The following is a 15,660-nucleotide window of genomic DNA, read 5'->3' as shown; positions in this document are numbered from 1 at the left end:
TTCGCCTGTGTCATTCAAGCGTGACTGATCAGTAACCCAGATCTTTCTTCTGCTCGTACACGGCCTGTGGATCATCGTCCTGTGTGTAGAGCTTCGACTCGGTCTGGATGAACTTCTCGGGCATTGTGCCATCTTTCAGGTACGCATCGAGCGCATCGAAAGCAGGCCCCGCCATGTTCGGTGTCAGTTCAACGGTCGCGTTGGCTTCGCCTGCCGCCATGGCCTGGAAGATGTCCGGAACAGCGTCGATGGACACAACCAGAATATCCTCGCCCGGTTGCAGGCCTGCTTCCTTGATCGCCTGAATAGCACCAACAGCCATGTCGTCGTTATGGGCGTAGAGGGCGCAGATGTTTTCACCGCCACCTTCGGCTTTCAGAAAGCTCTCCATGACTTCTTTGCCTTTGGTGCGGGTGAAGTCGCCTGTCTGGCTGCGGATGATCGAGATGTTGTCATGCCCGCTGATCGCGTTCTCGAAACCGGTTTTGCGATCAATGGCGGGGGATGATCCGGTTGTGCCCTGCAGCTCGACGACATTGCACTGTTCGTCTCCGACAGCGCCGACAAGCCATTCGCCTGCAACTTCACCCTCATGAACTAGGTCCGAACCGACCGCCGTCAGGTACAAATCATCAGATGAATCTACCATGCGGTCAAGCAAGACAACCGGGATTTCCGCTTCCTTGGCTTCTTCGAGAACCGAGTCCCAGCCCGTAGCAACGACTGGTGCAAGCAGGATCGCATCGACACCTTGTGCGATGAAGGATCGCAGGGCCTTGATCTGGTTTTCCTGCTTCTGCTGTGCATCTGCAAACTTCAGTTCAATGCCGCGCGCTTCCGCTTCCTGATGCGTCAGGGTCGTTTCTGCAGCCCGCCAACCTGATTCCGATCCGATCTGTGAAAAACCGATGGTCTGACTGATTGCGGCGCTTCCAGCGAAGGACGCCGCAGCAAGCGCCGTGGCGCCCAGAAGAGCGTGAAGTTTAGACATATTGTACCTCCCAAATCTGCTGCTTTATGCAGCTGCCTGTAGATTAATAATACAATATTACTTCTGTCTAGGAAAAAATTGAAAGTGACACGTTGCGAATCGAGAGTGTGCTTATGTGTGCAGAATTGGTATGATGAAACGAAGTAAATATAGTAACCACCGGGCGTTTGGGAGGGAGCTATTTCTGCCTTCCGTCATTTTGTAGCGCAATATCAACATGGTATCTTGCAGCTTTACCCTCTGCGAGCCTTACCTTGGATATAAGATATGTTGACATGCATGAGCGCAAGTGGTCATACATATCTTGTTTCGTGGGGATCCACGTACAGGGAGGTGACTATGACAATGATGAAATCAATCAAGATGCTCGCAATGTCTTCGGTTGCGGCGCTCGCTGTTTCGGCTGGCGCACAGGCGGAGACTTGGCGCGGCTGGAACATTCACCCGGAGGACTATCCGAACAGTATCGCACTGGATCAGTTCGCCGCCGATGTCGCTGAGGTGACGGAAGGGCGTGTGGAGCCTGAAGTGTTCCACAACGGCGTTCTTGGTTCCCAGCCTGACGCAATCGAACAGGTACGCAATGGCGGGTTGGACTTCGCGAACTTCAACATGGGACCGATGGGCGAGATTGTTCCAGCGACCAATGTGCTGTCGTTGCCGTTCATCTTCCGGAGTGTCGATCAAATGCACGCCGCGATGGACGGCGAAATTGGTCAGCGTTTCTCAGACGCTCTGGCCGAAGAAGGGCTGGTGGCTCTTAGCTGGTTCGACAGCGGCGCACGGAGCTTCTACAATACGAAGAAGCCGATCATGACTCCGGCCGACGTGGAGGGTATGAAGTTCCGCGTCATGAACAACGACCTTTATGTCCAGATGGTCGATGAGTTGGGCGGCAACGCTACTCCGATGGCGTTCTCAGAGGTTTACCAGTCGCTGAAAACTGGCGTGATCGATGGGGCGGAGAACAACTATCCGTCTTATGAAAGCACGAACCATTACGAGGTTGCAGGCTACTACTCCATCACGGAGCACCTGATCATCCCGGAATGCATCTGTGTGTCGACGGCCGCATGGGACACATTGTCCGAAGAAGATCAGGCGGCGATCAAGCAGGCAGCGATGGATGCGGCGGTGGTGCAGCGAGAACTCTGGGCGGAGCGCTCGAAAGCCAGCCGTGCCAAGGTCGAGGAGGCGGGTGTCGAGATCAACGAGATCGAAGACAAGCAACCTTTCCAGGACGCGATGGGACCGGTTTACGAGAACTTCATCGCGGCGAATCCAGATCTGGAAAGCCTGATCACGGATATCCAGTCGCTGGAATAAGTATGGCTGTCGCCCGACCGTTTTTCGGTCGGGCGTTCTGATTCAGGAACCATCATGAGTTTTGCGGAACTGATCCCGCCACCGAGCCGACATCCGGTGCTGCGGTTTTTCGATCTTGCGGCGTTCGCCTGCATGGTTGTGGCCGGGCTCCAATTGGTCACGCTCATTTCGATTTTCGGCTGGCTCGTCTTCGGGCGCTATGTGCTGAACGACACGCCGACCTGGGTAGAACAGTTGGCGCTGTTGCTGGTCGTCTGGATCACGTTCCTCGGTGCTGCGGCCGGTGTGTGGACGCGCGCGCATTTGTCGGTCGATTTCATCCGCGAGGCGTTACCGCCGCCGATCCGCAGGTTGCTCTACTGGCTGGCGGTTATTGGCATGATCATCTTCGGTGCCTGCCTCGCTTGGCAGGGTTGGGGACTGGCCAGCGGCACCTGGGCGCGTCGCATTCCCATGCTGGGCATTGCCGAGGGCTGGCGGGCCGTTCCGATGGTCATCTGCGGTGTGCTGACGGTTCTCTTTTCGTGTTGCCATCTTGTCGCGTTGATGCGCGGGCAAGACCCGGCGGAGGTATGTTGATGGGGTTGTCCATTCTGTTCGGACTGTTTGCGCTGGGGCTGATTTCGGGAATGCCCGTGGCCTTCGCGCTGGGGCTCGCGACCGTTGGCGGGTTTCTGTACGAGGGTCTGCCGCTTTTCATCGGGTTCCAGCGTATTCTTTCAGGTATCTCCGTCTTTTCCTTGCTGGCGATCCCGTTCTTCATTTTTGCGGGCGAGCTGATGATGCAGGGCGGCATTGCCACGCGGCTGGTCAGGCTGGCGTCCAGCGCGGTGGGCAGCATGCGCGGTGGCCTGGGCGTGGTGAATGTCGCTTCATCCATGTTGTTCGGCGGGATTTCCGGATCTGCAGTTGCGGATACATCCGCGCTGGGGTCGATCCTGATGCCGGTGATGAAGGAAAAGGGATATGATCCCGACTATGCGGTGAACGTGACTGTCACGTCATCGGTGGCGGGGGTCGTTATTCCACCCAGCCACAACATGATCCTTTATGCGGTGGCCGCAGGCGGCGTGTCGGTGTCGAACCTGTTCATCGCCGGGATCATTCCGGGCATTCTGATGTGCCTGTGCCTTGGCGCTGTTGCGTATGTCGTCGCGGTCAAGCGCGGCTATCCGGCCGAGACATTTCCCGGCTGGGGTGCGCTGTTGCGCAGCTTCCTGATCGCGATTCCCGGGCTGATGACCGCTGTGATCATCGTGGGCGGAGTGTTGTCAGGCGTGATGACGGTGACGGAGTCCGGCGCGTTCGGCGCGATCTATGCCATTGTGGTCACGACGCTGGTCTACCGCGAACTGACCTGGGATGGTTTCCGACGCGCGGTCTATGTTTCTGTGCGGACGACGGCCTTGGTCATGCTGCTGGTCGCGACTGCGTCGGGTTTTGCCTATCTGCTGGCCATTTACCGCGTGCCGGAGCTGCTTGCGGGCGCGGTCACCATGGTTTCCGAAAATCCGATCATCATCCTGCTGATGCTGAACGCGATCTTGCTGGTTCTGGGCATGATCATGGATATGGCCGCGCTTATCCTGATCTGCACCCCGATCTTCCTGCCTGTCGCGCAAAGCCTTGGCATGGATCCGATCCAGTTCGGTGTGATCCTGATGATGAATCTGGGGCTGGGACTATGCACGCCGCCGGTCGGTGCCTGTCTGTTCGTGGGCTGCGTCGTTGGCGGCGTGAAAATGGAACATGCTGTCAAGACGATATGGCCATTCTATCTGGCGATTCTCGTGGCCCTTCTCTTGGTCACCTATGTTCCGGCGTTCTCCATGTTCCTGCCGGGGTTGTTGCAAGGAGGCTGATCCGCAGCTTCACATGAAAGGACGTAACAATGATGAAAACCGATACCCGCCATCCGGCCCATCCCGATTTAGTCAAGCGTATGGACACGACGCAACTGCGTGAGCATTTCCTGATCGACGATCTGTTCAGCGCTGGCGTCATTCGCCTGGTTTATTCGCATCATGACCGGATGATCGTGGGCGGGGTCGAAACCGAGAGGGCCGAGGTGGTGCTCGACAAGGTCGCGGAGGCCGGCACGGAAAGCCTGCTGGATCGTCGTGAAATCGGCATCGCGTGCGTGCACGGGAAAGGCACAGTGGCAGCCGGAGGCGAAAGCTATATGCTAGGCGACGGAGACATGCTGTATCTGGGGCAGGGCGCGGGCGCGATTACATTTGGTGGCGAAGCGCGGTTCTACCTGATTTCGACACCGGCGCACCGCCCTCTTCCAGCAAAGCATATCCGTATTTCTGACGCTGCCTCTGTCGATCTCGGGTCGAAAGAAGGCTGCAACGAACGCACCATCTACCAGTTCATCCACCCCGATGTTCTGGAAACCTGCCAGTTGGTCATGGGTTTCACGAAACTTGCACCGGGATCGATCTGGAACACGATGCCTGCGCATTTGCACGACAGGCGTTCGGAAGTGTACTTCTACCGCGATGTGCCCGAAGATCAGCGCGTTTTCCATTTCATGGGCGAGGCTCAGGAAACACGCCATGTTGTGATGGCCAACCATCAGGCGGTGATTTCGCCGAGCTGGTCTATCCATTCCGGCGCGGGCACGGCCAATTACTCCTTCATCTGGGCGATGGGCGGCGACAACATTGATTATACAGATGTCGAGATGGTCGAAATCGGGTCAATGAAATGAGCCTGTTCGATCTTTCCGGCCGGACAGCCCTTGTCACCGGCGCAAATACAGGCATCGGGCAGGCGATTGCCGTCTCGCTCTCTGATGCAGGTGCTCGGGTTCTGTGCGCGGGCCGTTCGTCGATGGCCGAGACATTGGCGCTGACCGGCGAACGCGGGTCCGGTGTGACGCTGGACCTGTCGGATCCGATGGCCGCCGCTGCCCAATTCGCTGAGATCGCCGAACGCGAACGGGTCGATGTGTTGGTCAATAATGCAGGGATCATCCGTCGTGCAGACGCGTTGGATTTCAGCGAAGCTGACTGGGACGAGGTGATGGACGTCAACATCAAGGCGGTGTTCTTCCTGTCTCAAGCCTTTGCACGTGCCGCGCTTGCGCGAAAAGGGCAGGGGCGGATCATCAATATCGCGTCCATGCTGTCCTACCAGGGTGGCATCAGGGTCGCGTCCTACACTTCGTCCAAGAGCGGCGTGATGGGGCTGACCCGTCTGCTGGCCTGCGAATGGGCAGGCAAGCATATCAACGTCAATGCAATTGCGCCGGGCTACATCGCCACGAACAATACGCAGGCTCTGCGAGATGATCCTGACAGGAACAAGGCGATCCTGGACCGTATCCCGGCAGGTCGTTGGGGTGATCCGTCAGACATCGGTGGCGCTGCGGTGTTTCTTGCCAGCGAGGCGGCCAAATATGTCCACGGCACGACCTTGCCCGTGGATGGAGGGTGGCTCGCGCGGTAAAGATCAGCCGTTGTGTGCGATCGGGTACTGGACGATTCCGTCGTCATCACCACGGAAAAAGGGGCCGTCCCGCGCTTCGCGGACGGCCTCCACATATCCGGTGGGGCTGGTGCCGACATAGCGTTTGAACATGCGCGAGAAGTAATAGACATCCGCATATCCTATTTCGGCAGCTGTCTGCTTCACGTTCCGCCCGCTTTCCAGAAAATGCATGGCGCGTTCCATCCGTTTGAATTGCTGAAACTTTCGCGGCGTCCAGCCGATCTTTTTGCGGAACTCGCGCTGGAAATAATCGGGGTTGTAGGGCGCGTTCTCAACCACGTGATCGGCCAGGCCGTCAAGCAACGGGTCGGCGCTGATCTGCGTTGCGGCCAAGGTAATCGACAAGTCCAACGCATCAGCGGCCTGCACAGGACCACCTTTCTGTGACCGCCAGCTGATGAAAGCGTCCTCGATGAACCGGATCAGAAGGACCATGAACATGTGGTGCTGCGCGAGGGTCGTCGAATTGGGTGGCGCCGATTGGCGGTAGTACCGCACCAATGGTTCCAGCGTGTCCCAACGACCGAGCGAAGCCGCCCTGCGCAGGTTGATCTGCGACATTAGATCGTGCTGGCCGAAAATCTCCAGACTGAAATGTTGTGCGACACCGGTGTAAGTGTCCGGGGACGGGTTCCAGCCAACGAAGCGCGTGTCGCGTGGAATGAGCATTGCATCGCCGGGATGAAGGTGAATTTCTTCGCCCTCGATCAGATAGATCGCACGTCCATCCAGGCAGATAATCAGGTCTTCGACCGAGTTCGTCTTGTCGATGGACCAACTGGCGGAGTGCTGCATCTTGATGGTTGATCGTGTCAGGTTCAGTCGCAACGCATCGGCCGGGATCGCTGAAAGAACGCTTTCTTCGATTTCGTCCATCACTTTCCCCGAATTCGTGAATTTGGTGCGGCTCACTATTCCCGTATTACTGATATCCAACAAGGCGAATCTGCCCATTTACCGAGGGAGGAGCGGCAGTCGCGGAAATGCATGTACACAAGCCATGTGTTTCTGCGGAGCGATGCACGACACCTACATGCACAAAACAAAACACGACATACCCGCTTTGGCGGTCCGAAGGGGTTGCCATGAATAACAACCGTTTTCTTGGGTTAGCCTATCTGTCGCCCTTCATCATCGGGCTTCTGGTTTTTACCGCGATCCCCTTTGTGGCGTCCTTTTATCTGAGCTTTACGAAATACAGCCTGATGAGCCCGTCCAAATGGGTTGGTCTGGAGAACTATATCGATCTGTTCACCAATGACCGGACGTTCCGCAAGTCGCTGTCGGTGACCTTGATATATGTGTTCATCACGGTGCCGCTGAAGCTGGCCTTTGCGCTATTTATCGCGGTGATCCTGAACTACCGGCTGAAGATGATCAACTTCTTCCGCACGGCCTATTACGTCCCGTCCATCCTTGGCGGTTCCATAGCGATTGCAGTGCTTTGGCGGTACATCTTCGCGCATGAAGGGCTGGTGAACATGGTTCTGTCTGCAGTTGGGATGGAGCCGGTGAACTGGTTCGGCGATCCGACCAATGCGCTGTTCACGATCACCCTGCTGCGGTGCTGGCAGTTCGGGTCGGCAATGGTGATCTTTCTGGCGGCGCTGCAATCGGTCGACAAGTCGCTTTACGAGGCAGCGCGCATTGATGGGGCAGGTCCATGGCACATATTTCGCTATATCACCTTGCCGCTGATCACGCCTGTGATCTTCTTCAACCTGATCATGCAAACCGTGCAGGCCTTCCAGGAATTCAACGGCCCCTACATCATCACGCAAGGTGGCCCGCTGAAATCGACCTATCTGCTGCCGCTCTACATTTACGAAAAAGCATTCAAGAGCTTCGACATGGGCTACGCCTCCGCGATTGCCTGGGTGCTGTTCGTCATCATCATGATCCTGACCCTCATCGCGTTCTGGTCGTCGAAGAAATGGGTCTACTACGCCGGCGACAAGCGGAGCTGAGACGATGGTTGCTACTACTGAAATGAACGCTGCCGCGCCACGCGAACTGGACGATTTTCAACTTCGTCAACAGCGCCAGCAAAAGTTCAACGCGGTCATCCGCTACACCGTTCTAACCCTCGTAGGGTTGATCATGCTTTACCCGTTGGTGTGGCTGGTCGGCGCGTCGTTCAAAACCAACTCGGAAATCTTCGCGAGCCCCGGTTTCTGGCCAAGCAAACCAACGCTGGATGGCTACATCAAGGGCTGGGAAACCTCGACGCCCTACACGTTCGGGCGGTTCTTCTGGAACACTTTCCTGATCATCCTGCCGAAAACGATCGGCACGGCGATCAGTTGCACGGCGGTCGCATATGGTTTCGCGCGCTTCGATTTTCCGGGTAAGAAGATCCTGTTCGCGACGCTGATCGCAACGCTTCTTCTGCCCAATGTCGTCACGCGTATTCCTCAGTACCTGTTATTTCGTGATATCGGCTGGTTGGACAGCTTCCTGCCGCTGTGGGTGCCTTCGGCGCTGGCGGGTGACGCGTTCTTCGTCTTCATGCTGGTGCAGTTCCTTCGCGCGATCCCGCGCGACATGGAGGAAGCGGCCCGTGTGGACGGTGCCAACACCTTCCAGACCCTGATCTTCATTGTCGTTCCGCTTTTGAAACCTGCGATCATCTCGGTCTGCCTGTTCCAGTTCATGTGGACGATGAACGATTTCCTCGGTCCGCTGATCTATATCTCGTCGGTCGACAAGTATCCCATCAGCCTTGCGCTGAAGCTGTCCATCGACACCACCGAGGCATTTGAATGGAACCGCATTCTGGCAATGTCCGTCCTCGCAATCACACCCGCGCTGGTCGTGTTCTTCCTGGCGCAGAAATATTTCATCGAAGGCATCTCTGCCGGGGGAGTCAAAGGCTGATGGCGCAACTTCAACTCAAGAACATCGAAAAGGTCTATGCCAACCACTTCAAAGCGGTGCACGGCATCAATCTGGAAGTCCGTGACGGGGAGTTCATGGTTCTGGTCGGGCCTTCCGGCTGCGCGAAATCCACCACGTTGCGGATGATCGCGGGTTTGGAAACGGTCACTGGAGGCGAAATCCGGATCGGCGACCGGGTGGTCAATGACCTGGTGCCCGGCAAGCGCGGCATTTCGATGGTGTTCCAGAATTATGCGCTCTATCCGCATATGAAGGTGCGCAATAATCTGAGCTTCGGGTTGCGGCTGAAACGCCGCCCGAAACCCGAGATCGAGCAGGCAACGAGCGATGTGTCCGGCATTCTTGAAATCGAGGAGTTGCTGGATCGTCTTCCCAAGCAGCTTTCAGGCGGGCAGGCGCAACGTGTCGCTGTGGGGCGCGCGCTGATCAAGAAGCCGCAGGTCTTCCTGTTCGATGAACCGCTGTCGAATCTCGATGCGAAGCTGCGCGCCTCGATGCGCGTCCGGATCACGGATCTGCATCGCCGCCTGAAAGACGAAGGCCGCCCCGCGACCGTCATCTATGTCACACATGACCAGACCGAGGCCATGACTATGGGGGACCGGATCTGCGTCATGAAAGACGGGCACATCATGCAGGTGGCCGATCCGGTCACGTTGTATGAGCGCCCTGCAAACGCCTTTGTCGGCGGCTTCATCGGCACACCGGAGATGAATTTATGCGACGCAGTGCTGACCGACGCTGCAACAGATGCGCCAGCACTGACTGTCGCAGGGCAAACGATCCGGGTGCCCGATGGTCTTGCACCGCGGCTCAAAGCCAAGGACGGGCCGGTGACAATGGGCATCCGCCCGCAGCATCTGGAACGGGTGGAACTGGGAACACCTGATGCGCTTGTAGGCACGGTGTCCGCCATCGAATTCATGGGGCACGAAGTCTATTTGCATGTGCGCATCGGCGATCATGCCTTCATCGCCGTGATCCCCAGTGAAACCTATGACCGCAAGACGGAGCGAGGCGACCGGGTGGCCCTGCGCCCGCTCGGACCGCGCTTGCATGTTTTCGACCGAGAGGAAGGCCACAACCTGTCTCTCGCATCCATCACGTAACCAAGGGAGGAAGAATAATGAAATATTCGATGACAGCACTCGCGACATTGTTCGCGTTGGGCCTGACGCAAGGCGCACAAGCTGCCGATCTGCGTATGAGCTGGTGGGGTGGCGACAGCCGTCACACTGCCACGCAAGAGGCTTTGAAAATCTGTGGCGAGAAACACGGGCACACGATCTCGCCCGAGTTCACAGGTTTCTCCGGGCATCTCGAAAAGCTGTCCACGCAGCTTGCGGGCGGTACCGAAGCCGACATCATGCAGGTCAACTGGCCGTGGTTGCCGATCTTCTCGATCAATGGCGACGGATTTGCCGATCTGGCCGAACTCTCCGACACGATCGACTTGAGCAACTGGACCGAAGGCCAACTTGCTGCGGCGACCATGAACGGCAAGCTGAACGGGCTGCCGGTCTCGACCACGGGTCGCGTGTTCATGTTCAACAAGACCAGCTTTGACAAAGCCGGCGTTGAGTTGCCGACCAACTGGGAAGAATTGATCGCTGCGTCGCCTGCTTTCAAGGAAAACCTGGGCGAGGACTACTATCCCTACGATGCGTCCACTCTGAATGCGGTGCTGACCGTTTCGCTGATTGCGACGCAGCAGACCGGCAAGGATCTGATTGATCCGGCAAGCAACACGGTTGCCTGGACCGCGGACGAACTGGCGTCTGCCATCGACTTCTATCAGAACCTTGTTGATCAGGGCGTGATCCGGTCCTGGAAAGATGCGGCATCCGAAGGCAATGTCGCGCTGCACGAAAATCCTCGTTGGGCGAATGGTGAAATCGGCGGTTCCTATGAGTGGGATTCGACCTATTTCAAATACTCCGACCCGATGGATGAGGGTCAGGAACTGGTTCCCGTGAAGCTGCTTCAGGTAGAAGGTGCCGTAACCGAGGGCGTTTACCGCAAGCCATCCATGGTCTTTGCGGTCTCCAGGAATTCGGACGACCCACAAGCGGCGGCGCAGATCGTGAACTGCCTGATGAATGAACCCGAAGGTGTAAGCGCGCTGGGTGATACGCGTGGTCTGCCCGCATCGAAAGCGGCCGCGACGCAGCTTTCGGAGGCTGGCGCAATTGATCCGGTTCTGATCGAAGCGAATAGTATCATCATGGACGGTACTGGCCCGACGGTATCGCCCTTCAACGAACACCCCGAAGTGCGCGCAGCGTTCCAGGATACGCTGGAATTGTTCGCATATGGCGAGGTGTCGTCCGAAGAAGCGGCGCAGGAAATCATCGATGGTGTCAACGACGCGCTCGAAGACTTCAGTTCGTAAGACGTAACCGCGGTGGTTCGCTACCGCGGCACCCCTGCGGGACAATACATATGATAATGTCAGAACTGCACTGCATCGCCCGGTCGGCGCGATCTATATCCTTGCGCCTTGCTGTCACCGGCGCACGTTACTTCCTGCCGGCGCCAGCGGACTGGGTGCTCGAGAAAGGTGGCGAACCCATCGCATCGGGTCATGCGACGACAGCAGTTCTGGCGATTCATGATCTGAGGCCCGACACCGAGTACCATATTGCGGTGACAGGGTTTGCACCGTTTAAATTTCGCACCGCACCTTGTGCGGGGTTGATCGACATAGCCGATTTCGGCGCACGCCAGGATGCGGCAGACAATTCCAGCGCAATCGCGGCGGCGATAGAGGCGGTGCCACCAGGCGGAACCCTGCGTGTATCCTCGGGCATCTGGTGGACGCGGCCGGTTTTCTTGAAATCCGACATGACGCTGGAACTTTGTGCAGGAGCCGAACTGCGCGCTGTCGGAGCGCGCGGCGGCTGGGTCAAGTTGCCGGCACATGATGAGGCAGGGCGCATGCTCGGGTCGTGGGAAGGATTGCCGGAAACCTGTTTTGCTGCGCTGGTGACGGCCATCGATGCTCAGAACCTCGTGATAGCGGGGCCAGGGACGATCGACGGCGGTGGCGATCGCGGCGATTGGTGGAGTTGGCCGAAGGAAACCCGCGACGGGGCAAGGCGCCCGCGGACCATTCATCTGATCGGCTGCAAAAACGTCACCCTGTTAGGGCCGACAATATGCAATTCGCCATCCTGGACCGTGCATCCGCAGGGATGCGCATCGCTGACCGCGACAGCCCTGACCATCGATAATCCTACCGTCAGCCCCAATACCGATGGGTTGAACCCGGAAAGCTGCGAGGGGGTGCTGATCGAAGGCGTGCGTTTTTCCGTGGGCGACGACTGCATAGCGATCAAATCCGGCAAGCGGGACATGCGTGGCAACGGCGATCATCTTGCACCGACGCGCGATGTGACAATCCGTCATTGCCTGATGGAACGTGGTCATGGTGGCGTGGTCCTGGGATCCGAGATGAGCGGCGGAATACACGACATCACGGTAGAGGATTGCGAAATGCGCGACACCGACCGTGGGCTCCGCGTGAAAACACGGCGCGGGCGTGGCGGCGAAGTGTCGACCATCCGCTTCCGGCGCGTCAGCATGAAAGGGGTGTATGCCGCAGTTACACTCAACGCGTTCTATTTCTGCGACCCGGATGGCCACGATGAATGGGTGCAGTCGCGCTGTCCGGCCGCCGTTTCCGATCTGACGCCGCAGATACGCGACATCCGGATCGAAGATGTCCAGATCGCCGATTTGCACTTGGTCGCCGTGGCCGCGCTCGGCCTGCCGGAGGCCCCGATCCGTGACATTTCCATCCGCAACCTGGCTGTGAGCTATGCTGCTGACGCCAAGCCCGGACCTGCCTTGATGGCCGAGCGCGTTCCCGATCTGCGGCATGCGGGCATCGTCGCGGAATGGGTCCAAATAGACGTAGACCACAGCAATATCACCATGACGACCGAAAGCTTCGAAGGAGCCGCCCAATGACCCCGCTTGAATATTTCGATGGCTATGCGCGGGACTACAGATACTACAAGGGCGGCTCGTGGTGCTATGAAGATGGATGCGTTTACAGAGGGTTGGAAAGCCTTTCTAAAGCGACTGGAAATCAACGTTGGCTGGATCACCTGTTGCGTCTGACGGATGGGCAGATCGCGGCGAATGGTTCACTCGATGGTTACAGTGTCGATGAGTTCAACATCGACCACATCCTTGCGGGTCGCGTGCTGTTCTTCTTGCTCGAACAGACTGGTGACCAGAAATACCGGAAGGCAGCAGATCTACTGGCGTCGCAACTGGCCTCACATCCGCGAACAGATGCGGGGAACTACTGGCACAAGAAGCGTTATCCTTGGCAGGTGTGGCTGGACGGACTTTACATGGGGCTGCCGTTTCAGATCGAGTACGGACAATTGACGGACAACGATGCGCTGATTGATGACGCAATCGCGCAACTCGTTCGGGCGCTGGACCTGACATCGACAGGGCAGGGACTTTATGCACATGGCTATGATGAAAGCCGGGACCAAGGCTGGTCAGATCGGGTCTCTGGCCTGTCAGCCAGCCATTGGGCGCGTGCGATTGGCTGGCTGGCGATGGCCCTCGTCGATTGCTGTGCGCTGATCGGGTCTGAGCGGGCTGTTCGAAGCGGATTGCAGGGTCGGGCAACCGGTTTGCTGGATGAAATTGTCGGTTTGCGCACATCCGGCGGGCTGTGGCTGCAAGTTATTGATCAACCGGACCTGGAAAGTAATTACGTGGAAACAAGTGCCTCTGCAATGTTTGCCTACGCGTTGCAGCGGGCGGATCGGGACGGTTTGCGGCGCGATACCGAGGGCGCTGGAAGTCGCGCATTGGAAGAAATCGAGGCCCGCTATCTATCGCGCGACAAAAGTAGTGACGTGCTGGCGATGAAGAACATCTGCCTTGTCGGGGGGCTCGGGGGCTTCTCGGGCGTCTATCGCGACGGCACACCGGAATACTATCTCAGTGAACCCATCGTGAGTGACGATTCAAAAGGTGTCGGTCCGCTCATGATGGCGCATGCCGAGTGGTTGATTGCGAACGCTTCCAACAGGATTACGACGGCGGCGCAATAGGCCTTGATTGGCGGTTTGTGGCAAATCTGTCCCTACCTGTCTATGCCCCTTTGTTATCCGGGAAAACTGCTGCTACAGACGCGGCGGATTGAAATCGACAAGGCAGGCCGCAATGACCCTGACGCAGCATTCTCCCGTTCCGGAATTATATGTTTCATACGAAAGCGCGCAGAAGCTGAAGCGCGAAGCCGCAGATCTGACGTCTTGGGATCTGAAGCCACGTCAGCTTTGCGATCTGGAACTTTTGATGAATGGCGGCTTCAACCCGCTGAAGGGCTTTCTGTCGGAAGAAGATTATAACGGCGTCGTCGAGAACATGCGTCTGGCGGACGGATCGCTGTGGCCAATGCCTATCAACCTCGATGTGACGCAGGACTTTGCCGACAGCGTCGAGATCGGTCAGGACATCGCGCTGCGCGATGCCGAAGGCGTGATCCTAGCCACGATGAACGTCACCGACAAATGGGTGCCGAACAAGTCGAACGAAGCCGAAAAGGTCTTCGGTGCAGACGATATCGCGCATCCGGCGGTGAACTATCTGCACAATGTTGCGGGCTCCGTTTATCTGGGCGGCCCGGTGACGGGCATTCAGGCACCGGTGCATTACGATTTCCGCGCGCGCCGCAACACGCCTAACGAGTTGCGCGCCTTTTTCCGCAAGCTCGGCTGGCGCCGCATCGTCGCGTTCCAGACCCGCAACCCCCTGCACCGCGCGCACCAGGAACTGACCTTCCGGGCTGCCAAGGAAGCGCAGGCCAACCTGATGATCCACCCCGTCGTGGGCATGACCAAGCCGGGCGATGTGGACCATTTTACCCGTGTGCGCTGCTACGAGGCTGTGCTGGACAAGTACCCGCAGGCCACTACGACGCTGAGCCTGCTGAACCTTGCCATGCGTATGGCCGGTCCGCGCGAAGCCGTGTGGCACGGGCTGATCCGTAAAAACCACGGTGTCACGCATTTCATCGTGGGACGTGACCATGCCGGCCCCGGCAAGAACTCTGCAGGCGAAGATTTCTACGGCCCCTATGATGCGCAGGACCTGTTCCGCAAGCATCAGGACGAGATGGGCATCGAAATGGTCGACTTCAAGCACATGGTCTATGTGCAGGAACGCGCCCAGTACGAACCGGCGGACGAGATCGAAGAGGGCGTGACCGTTCTGAATATCTCAGGCACGGAATTGCGTCGCCGTCTGGCCGAGGGTCTGGAAATCCCCGACTGGTTTTCCTTCCCAGAAGTCGTGAAAGAGCTGCGCCGGACCAAGCCGCCGCGCGCGAAGCAGGGCTTTACCGTGTTCTTCACCGGTTTCTCAGGGTCGGGAAAATCCACTATCGCAAACGCGCTGCGCGTGAAGCTGATGGAGATGGGCGGTCGCCCAGTGACTCTGCTGGATGGTGACATTGTCCGCAAGCATTTGAGCCAGGAACTTGGCTTCTCCAAGGAGCACCGTGACATCAACATCCGTCGTATCGGCTATGTTGCGTCCGAAATCACCAAGAACGGCGGTATTGCGATCTGTGCGCCCATCGCGCCCTATGCGGCGACCCGCCGGGCCGTGCGGGAAGACGTCGAGCAATTTGGTGCGTTCGTTGAAGTCCATGTTGCGACCTCGATCGAAGAATGCGAACGCCGCGACCGCAAGGGGCTGTACAAGCTGGCGCGCGAAGGCAAGATCAAGGAATTCACCGGCATTTCCGACCCTTACGATGTGCCCGAGAACCCGGAACTGGCCATCGACACGGAGAACACCGAAGTCGACTATTGCGCGCAGCAGGTTCTGCTGAAGCTTGAGGGTATGGGCCTGATCGGTACAACCCACTAGTTGGACATCGGGCGGAAGGCCATTCTTCCGCCCGTTTC

14 protein-coding genes are annotated in these 15,660 nt (G+C 57.8%); 12 read left to right on the top strand and 2 right to left on the bottom strand.

Annotation, left to right across the window (positions count from 1 at the left end):
- Positions 1-28 precede the first annotated feature (28 nt).
- Positions 29-991, bottom strand: a complete 963-nt coding sequence (ytfQ, locus tag FPZ52_RS14340; RefSeq protein WP_146366294.1) for a galactofuranose ABC transporter, galactofuranose-binding protein YtfQ — start codon at positions 989-991, stop codon at positions 29-31.
- Between the two features lie 339 nt (positions 992-1,330).
- On the opposite strand from ytfQ, the gene FPZ52_RS14335 reads away from it, so the two are divergent.
- From FPZ52_RS14335 to kduD, 5 genes are read left to right on the top strand one after another with little or no spacing between them, the layout of a single operon-like run.
- The gene (locus FPZ52_RS14335; protein ID WP_146366293.1) at positions 1,331-2,317 is read left to right on the top strand and encodes a TRAP transporter substrate-binding protein; all 987 of its coding nucleotides are present in this window, start codon (positions 1,331-1,333) and stop codon (positions 2,315-2,317) included.
- Between the two features lie 54 nt (positions 2,318-2,371).
- Positions 2,372-2,896: a TRAP transporter small permease gene (locus tag FPZ52_RS14330; protein ID WP_146366292.1), complete on the top strand. Its 525-nt coding sequence runs from the start codon at positions 2,372-2,374 to the stop codon at positions 2,894-2,896.
- Positions 2,896-4,179, top strand: a complete 1,284-nt coding sequence (locus FPZ52_RS14325) for a TRAP transporter large permease (RefSeq protein ID WP_146366291.1) — start codon at positions 2,896-2,898, stop codon at positions 4,177-4,179. Before FPZ52_RS14330 ends, FPZ52_RS14325 begins: the two co-directional genes overlap by 1 nt.
- Before the next feature lie 29 nt (positions 4,180-4,208).
- The gene (gene kduI / locus FPZ52_RS14320; RefSeq protein ID WP_146366290.1) at positions 4,209-5,033 is read left to right on the top strand and encodes a 5-dehydro-4-deoxy-D-glucuronate isomerase; all 825 of its coding nucleotides are present in this window, start codon (positions 4,209-4,211) and stop codon (positions 5,031-5,033) included.
- Positions 5,030-5,773, top strand: a complete 744-nt coding sequence (gene kduD, locus FPZ52_RS14315; protein ID WP_146366289.1) for a 2-dehydro-3-deoxy-D-gluconate 5-dehydrogenase KduD — start codon at positions 5,030-5,032, stop codon at positions 5,771-5,773. Before kduI ends, kduD begins: the two co-directional genes overlap by 4 nt.
- Positions 5,774-5,776: 3 nt before the next feature.
- On the opposite strand, the gene FPZ52_RS14310 is transcribed toward kduD, so the two are convergent.
- A complete protein-coding gene (locus FPZ52_RS14310) occupies positions 5,777-6,691 on the bottom strand; it encodes a helix-turn-helix domain-containing protein (protein ID WP_146366288.1) in 915 nt (304 codons plus the stop codon).
- A gap of 209 nt (positions 6,692-6,900) precedes the next feature.
- On the opposite strand from FPZ52_RS14310, the gene FPZ52_RS14305 reads away from it, so the two are divergent.
- From FPZ52_RS14305 to FPZ52_RS14275, 7 genes are all read left to right on the top strand, one after another.
- A complete protein-coding gene (locus FPZ52_RS14305) occupies positions 6,901-7,782 on the top strand; it encodes a carbohydrate ABC transporter permease (RefSeq protein WP_146366287.1) in 882 nt (293 codons plus the stop codon).
- A gap of 4 nt (positions 7,783-7,786) precedes the next feature.
- A complete protein-coding gene (locus FPZ52_RS14300) occupies positions 7,787-8,692 on the top strand; it encodes a carbohydrate ABC transporter permease (RefSeq protein WP_420851722.1) in 906 nt (301 codons plus the stop codon).
- Positions 8,692-9,822 (top strand): ABC transporter ATP-binding protein, encoded by a 1,131-nt coding sequence (locus FPZ52_RS14295; RefSeq protein WP_146366286.1) that lies wholly within the window; start codon positions 8,692-8,694, stop codon positions 9,820-9,822. Before FPZ52_RS14300 ends, FPZ52_RS14295 begins: the two co-directional genes overlap by 1 nt.
- A gap of 17 nt (positions 9,823-9,839) precedes the next feature.
- A complete protein-coding gene (locus tag FPZ52_RS14290) occupies positions 9,840-11,105 on the top strand; it encodes an ABC transporter substrate-binding protein (protein ID WP_146366285.1) in 1,266 nt (421 codons plus the stop codon).
- A gap of 50 nt (positions 11,106-11,155) precedes the next feature.
- Entirely contained in the window at positions 11,156-12,685 is a 1,530-nt protein-coding gene (gene pglA, locus FPZ52_RS14285) for a polygalacturonase PglA (protein ID WP_240804471.1), read from the top strand.
- Positions 12,682-13,797: a glycoside hydrolase family 88/105 protein gene (locus FPZ52_RS14280; protein ID WP_146366284.1), complete on the top strand. Its 1,116-nt coding sequence runs from the start codon at positions 12,682-12,684 to the stop codon at positions 13,795-13,797. The genes pglA and FPZ52_RS14280 overlap by 4 nt, the downstream gene beginning before the upstream one ends.
- A 112-nt stretch (positions 13,798-13,909) precedes the next feature.
- Complete coding sequence (locus FPZ52_RS14275; protein ID WP_146366283.1) at positions 13,910-15,622, top strand: bifunctional sulfate adenylyltransferase/adenylylsulfate kinase; 1,713 nt, start codon at positions 13,910-13,912, stop codon at positions 15,620-15,622.
- The last annotated feature ends 38 nt before the right edge of the window (positions 15,623-15,660 follow it).

Source organism: Qingshengfaniella alkalisoli (assembly GCF_007855645.1).
In the GTDB taxonomy this organism is placed as follows: domain Bacteria; phylum Pseudomonadota; class Alphaproteobacteria; order Rhodobacterales; family Rhodobacteraceae; genus Qingshengfaniella; species Qingshengfaniella alkalisoli.
This window is presented reverse-complemented; position numbering and strand designations above follow the sequence as displayed.